This is a genomic window from Dietzia sp. CQ4, assembly GCF_014145125.1.
Taxonomy (GTDB): Bacteria; Actinomycetota; Actinomycetes; order Mycobacteriales; family Mycobacteriaceae; genus Dietzia; species Dietzia natronolimnaea.
On record NZ_JAALDZ010000143.1, the window covers coordinates 1 to 5,759 of the forward strand.

Below are 5,759 nucleotides of genomic sequence, written 5' to 3' on the forward strand. Positions count from 1 at the left end.
GGGGCCGCCGTCGCACAGGTCCACGACGACCTCGCGGCAGCGACCGGCGCCACCACCCGGGACGGTGCCGAGATCGTGACGGGCATGCGGGCGCGACTCGACGGGGCGGTGGCCGAGGTGCCCGAGCTCGCCGGGTTCGCCGATGCCGCCCGGGCGGTCTTCGACGAGGTCGCCGGGTCCGGCCCGGTGCCGGTCCACCGCGTCCACGGCGACCTGCACCTGGGCCAGACCCTGCGGGCCCCGGACCGCTGGATCATCATCGACTTCGAGGGCGAGCCGGCCGCCCCGCTGGCCGAACGCCGGGTGCCGGACTCCCCCGCCCGCGACGTGGCGGGGATCCTGCGCAGCCTCGACTACGCCGCCCAGCACACGCTGGTGGGGGTCGACGACCGGCAGTTGCGGTTCCGGGCCCGCGAGTGGCGGGACCGCAACGTCGACGCCTTCTGCGCCGGGTACGCCGAGGTCAGCGACTCGGACCCCCGCGACACCGGTGCGCTCCTCCGGGCGTACACGCTGGACAAGGCCCTCTACGAGGTGGTGTACGAGTCGCGCAACCGGCCCAGCTGGGTGGGGGTCCCGCTGGGCGCGGTCGAGCGCATCCTCGCGACGGACTAGCGCCGTGCCGTCAGTTCGCGGGCAGCTGGTCCTTGGCCCACTTGTAGTCGGCCTTGCCCGCGGGCGAGCGGCGGATCTCGGGCACGTCGACGATCACCTTGGGGACCTTGTAGTTGGCCAGTGACTGACGCAGGAACTCGGACAGCTCGTCCTGCTCCACCGACTGCCCCTCGCGGAACGAGACCACGGCGGCGACCTTCTGGCCGTAGCGCGGGTCCGGCGCCCCGGCGACGAGCGCGTCGTGCACGGCCGGGTGCGCCTTGAGCGCCTGCTCGACCTCCTCCGGGAAGACCTTCTCGCCGCCGGTGTTGATGCACCCCGAACCGCGGCCGAGGAACACGATGGTGCCGTCCTCGCGGAGCTGTCCCATGTCGCCCAGGACCGAGACGCGTCGACCGTCGACCACGGGGAACGTCTTGGCGGTCTTCTCCGGGTCGTTCCAGTAACCGATCGGCAGGTGACCGCGGCGGACGATGTAGCCGATCTCGTCCGAGCCCGGCTCGATGGGACGGAAGTCCTCGTCGACCAGGCCGAGCTTCGGGCTGGCCGGGATGGTCATCTCGCCGGACTCGCTCATCCCGAGCTCGCCGTCGTTGCCGGCCTCCGAGGCGCCGAAGTTGTCGCGGATGATGATGTTGGGCAGCACCTCGAGGACGCGCTCGCGGCTGGACTTGGACCAGATGCCGCCGCCGGAGGCCATCATGAACAGGGTGCTGAAGTCCATGGTCTCGGTGCCCTTGACCAGCTCGTCCGTCAGCGGCACCGCCATGCCGTCGCCGACGAACATGAGGATGTGCGCCTTGTGCTCGGCGGTCGCCCGGATGATCTCCGCCGCGTCGAACTCGCGGAACATGATGAGGTGGCCGCCGAGGTTCACGAAGGTCAGCAGCGTGAACAGGCCCGCACCGTGCATGAGCGGGGCCGAGATGACCACCTTCATCCCGCCGTCGGGCGAGACGTTGTCGGCGACCTCGGCGGGGCTGTGCCGCTTGTCACCGTAGGGGTTGCCCCCGGACAGGCACGCGTAGAAGTAGTCCGACATGTGCCACTGCACGCCCTTGGGGAAGCCGGTGGTCCCGCCGGTGTAGACGATCCAGTGGTCGTCGCCGCGGACGGGCTCGAAGTCCCGCTCCGCCGACTGTGCCGGCCACTCGGTGTCCCCGTCGACCACCGTCAGGCCCTTCTCGGCACACGCCGAGGCCAGGACCTCCGGGACGCCGCCGAACACGATCACGGTACGCACGGTCTCGAGCTTCTGGACCGCTGCGGCCATGGTCTCGGCGAACTCGGCGTCGACCAACACGGCGATCGACTTGGAGTCGTTGAACAGGTAGACCAACTCGGGCGCGGTGTACCGGTAGTTCACGTTGATCCCGGCCACCCGGGTCTTCATGCACCCGATGATGGCCGCCATGTGCGCGGTGCTGTTCTTCATGTAGAGCGCGACGTGGCTGAGCGGCTCCGCACCGTGGGCGCGGAGCAGGTGCCCCATCTGGTTGGCGAGATCGTCGACCTGACGGTAGGTGTAGTCGACGCCGTCCATGGTCAGCAGTGCGTTGTCCGGGATCTTGTCGGCGACGGCCTCGAACACCGCGGCCTCGTTCATCTCCGGGTTGGTTCCGGCGAGCGGATCGGTCGAATGGTCAGCAGCTTCGGTCATGGCAGAATCCTTCGCGAGGGCGGACGAAATGTGGCTGTCCTCACATTGTGACCTGAACTTGTTCTCATGTCCAGACGGCACCCTGATCAGGCCAAACTCTCAATAAGTAGAACGAGTTCTAGAGCAGTTCGTGTCCATGGCAACGATTCTGCGTGACCCCACGCCCCCGAGCGCCTACATTTTGGACATGAGTTCACGGCGGTCCCCGCAGAGCGGCGCGCCCTACGACGGGGGCCTGATGCTGCCCCACGCCACCCGGACGGGGAGCGTCCCGGTGGACGGTCGCCGATCGGCCGCGCCGGAGGCGGATCGACCCTCCGGCCGGAGGCCGGTGCTGACGGGCCCCGGGGCGCAGGGGACCCTGCGGTCCCGCGGGCTGGCCGGCGGGCTGAGGATGTTCGTCCGACCGGCCCTCGACATGATGCCGGCGACCGACGCGTCCCTCGGACGGCTGCGTGCGCTGACCTCGGGGGCCGGGCGGGCGGCCGCCCTCGAGACCACCAACGACTGGTCCTCGGACGGCCCCGTGCCCGGACTCTGGGTGGGCCGCAAGCGGTTCTTCCACTCGGACAAGGTGATCTACCACATCCACGGCGGCGGCTTCACCTTCGGATCCCCCTGGTCGCACAAGGCACTCGCGTCACGGATGGCCAGCGAGACCGGCGTGCCCGTCTTCCTGCCCGACTACCGGCTCGCACCGGAGCATCCGCACCCCGCGGCCACGGAGGACACCCTCGCCGGCTGGGAGTGGCTGCTGAGCATGGGCTTCCGGGCGGAGGACATCGTGGTGGCCGGCGACTCCGCCGGTGGCAACCTCGCCCTCCAGCTCGTCGCGCAGCTCGAGAAGGAGCAGGCCGCGATGCCGGCGGGGGTCGTCCTGCTCTCACCGTGGGTGGATCTGGACTTCACCGACATGACCGCCCGCGACCGCGCTCGTAAGGACCCGTTCCTCGCCCTCGGCCTGGCCGAGCTCTGCCGACGCCAGTACGCGCCGGGAGTGGACCCGGACGATCCCGCCATCTCGCCGATCAATCACGTCCCGTCCCCCGACTGGCCGCCGTTCCTCATCCAGTGCGGCGGCGAGGAGATCTTCTGCGGGGGGATCGAGCAACTCGCGGAGCGTTTCGCCGAACACGGGGTCCGGCACGAGTTCCAACTGTGGCCACACCAGTTCCACGTGTTCCAGGTGTTCCACCCGCTCGTCCCCGAGGCCAAGGTCGCGGTGCGCGACATCGGCTCGTTCGTCCGCGGGTGCCTGCGCGGCTGAACTCCCCGGTCAGACCGTCAGCACCAGGCCCGAGGTCGGCACGCCGGTACCCGCGGTCACGACCAGCTTCTCCGCACCCGGCACCTGGTTGACCGAGTCGCCCCGCAGCTGACGCACTCCCTCCGCGATGCCGTTCATGCCGTGGATGTAGGCCTCACCCAGCTGGCCACCGTGCGTGTTGAGCGGCAGTCGGCCACCCACCTCGAGCGCGCCCGGCTCGCGGACGAAGTCCTTGGCCTCCCCTCGGCCACAGAAGCCCAGTTCCTCGAGCTGCATGAGGACGTACGGCGTGAAGTGGTCGTAGAGCACGGCCATGTCCATGTCCTGGGGCCGCAGGCCGGACTGGGACCACAGCTGGTCGCCGACGATGCCCATCTCCGGCAGTCCGGCGAGCTCGGGACGGTAGTACGAGGTCATGATGAACTGGTCCGGCCCGGAGCCTGACGCGGCCGCGGCGATCGACACCGGCCGGTGCGGCAGATCCCGCGCGCGCTCGGGGGTCGTCACGACGATCGCCTGCCCGCCGTCGGACTCCTGGCAGCAGTCGAGCAGGTGCAGGGGCTCGGCGATGTAGCGCGAGTTCTGGTGGTCGTCCAGCGTGATGGGCGTGCCGTGGAAGAAGGCCGCCGGGTTGACGGCGGCGTGCTTGCGGTCCACCACCGCGACCCGCCCGAAGTCCTCGCTGGTGGCGCCGTACTCGTGCATGTAGCGCTGCGCGACCATCGCCACGAAGCCCGCCGGCGTCGACAGTCCGTGCGGGTAGGAGAAGGCGTTGTCCGTGCCGGACGAGTTGACCTGCTGCACGAGCGCCGAGTTGACCTGGCCGAACCGCATCCCGGAGCGCTCGTTGAACGCGCGATAACAGACCACCACCTCGGCCACGCCCGTCGCCACGGCCATCGCGGCCTGCTGCACGGTCGCACACGCGGCGCCGCCGCCGTAGTGGATGCGGGAGAAGAAGTTCAGCGAGCCGATGCCTGCGGCGCGGGCGACCGCGATCTCGGTGTTGGTGTCCATGGTGAACGACACCAGGCCGTCGACGTCCGACGGCTGCAGACCGGCGTCGGCCACCGCCGTGCGCACGGCCTCGGCGGCCAGGCGCAGTTCGGAGCGGCCCGAGTCCTTGGAGAAGTCGGTGGCGCCGATCCCGACGATCGCAGCCTTGTCTGTCAGGGTGCTCACTGCGGGTCTCCGTTCAGGTAGAGGGTCGCCGTCGAGGTGACGTGCGCGCCCAACGAGTCCGTGCCGACGATCTTCAGCGTGACCAGCCCGTCGTCGTCGATCCCCGTGACCTCACCGGTCAGGGTGAGGGAGTCGTACGCGTACCAGGGCACGCCGAGCCGGAGCCTGATGGACGTGATGCGGGCGCGCCGGCCCGCCCAGTCGGTGACGAACCGCTGCACCAGGCCGGTGTCGGTGAGGATGTTGACGAAGATGTCCTTCGAGCCCTTGGCGTGGGCGAGGTCGCGGTCGTGGTGGACGTCCTGGAAATCCCGGGTCGCCAGCGCCGAGGCCACGATGAAGGTCGGGGTCCCCTCGATGGTCAGCTCGGGGAGTCGGTCCCCCACCGCCACGGCGGGCGGCTCGGCGGGGCAGACGGTACGGTTCTCGCTCACGTGACGGCCCCTTCGGTCCTCGCGGGTGACCCCGCGGATTGTTGACGTTCGGCAGCCGGTGCACCGGCCGGTCGCCACGCGTACAGCGTCCACGGCTCGGTGCCGAACGCGGCGTCCTCGGCCGGGTCGCCGGGCATGTCGAGGAACTCCACCTCGACCTCCATGCCGATCCGGACCTCGGCCGGGTCGACGTCGCGCAACTCGCCGAGCATCCGCACACCCTCCTCCAGCTCCACCAGTGCGATGACGAACGGGAACCGCGTGCGACCCGGCACGCGCGGGGCGTGGTGGGTGACGAAGCTGTACACCGTGCCGCGGCCGGAGGCCACGACGTAGTCGGTCTGCTCGGACCTGTCCTTCCAGAGCGCCGGGACGGGCGGGTGCTGCAGCGAGCCGTCCTCGCGCGTCTGGATGCGCAGCTCGTGGGCACGGACCCCGTCCCAGAAGAAGCGGGTGTCGTGCGAGACCGACGGGCGCAGGACCTTGCCCACCACCAGGTCGTCGGTGGCCGAGCCGGAGCTGGAGACGATCTGGTCCGCGGGCGCCGGCGCGGGCTCGGCGGTCGTGGCGGGCTCGGCGGTCGTGGCGGTCGCGGCCGGCG

Annotated in this window: 5 protein-coding genes and 1 pseudogene; 2 read left to right on the forward strand and 4 right to left on the reverse strand. The window is 70.3% G+C overall.

Annotation, left to right across the window (positions count from 1 at the left end; genetic code table 11):
• A pseudogene (locus G6031_RS08965) lies at positions 1-615 on the forward strand (hypothetical protein); the annotation flags it as partial.
• 10 nt (positions 616-625) lie between these two features.
• On the opposite strand, the gene G6031_RS08970 reads toward G6031_RS08965, so the two are convergent.
• Positions 626-2,275, reverse strand: a complete 1,650-nt coding sequence (locus G6031_RS08970) for an AMP-binding protein (protein WP_182653061.1) — start codon at positions 2,273-2,275, stop codon at positions 626-628.
• Positions 2,276-2,462: 187 nt separating this feature from the next.
• On the opposite strand from G6031_RS08970, the gene G6031_RS08975 reads away from it, so the two are divergent.
• Positions 2,463-3,542: an alpha/beta hydrolase gene (locus tag G6031_RS08975; protein WP_241737270.1), complete on the forward strand. Its 1,080-nt coding sequence runs from the start codon at positions 2,463-2,465 to the stop codon at positions 3,540-3,542.
• 9 nt (positions 3,543-3,551) lie between these two features.
• Here the strand turns inward: G6031_RS08975 and G6031_RS08980 are convergent, their stop codons facing one another.
• The 3 genes from G6031_RS08980 to G6031_RS08990 form a co-directional block, all read right to left on the reverse strand.
• Positions 3,552-4,724 (reverse strand): lipid-transfer protein, encoded by a 1,173-nt coding sequence (locus tag G6031_RS08980; RefSeq protein WP_182653062.1) that lies wholly within the window; start codon positions 4,722-4,724, stop codon positions 3,552-3,554.
• Positions 4,721-5,158, reverse strand: coding sequence for a MaoC family dehydratase (locus tag G6031_RS08985; protein WP_346034664.1), 438 nt, complete (start codon positions 5,156-5,158; stop codon positions 4,721-4,723). Before G6031_RS08985 ends, G6031_RS08980 begins: the two co-directional genes overlap by 4 nt.
• A partial coding sequence (locus tag G6031_RS08990; protein ID WP_182653063.1) for a Zn-ribbon domain-containing OB-fold protein occupies positions 5,155-5,759 on the reverse strand: 605 nt, incomplete at its 5' end. The genes G6031_RS08990 and G6031_RS08985, both read right to left, overlap by 4 nt.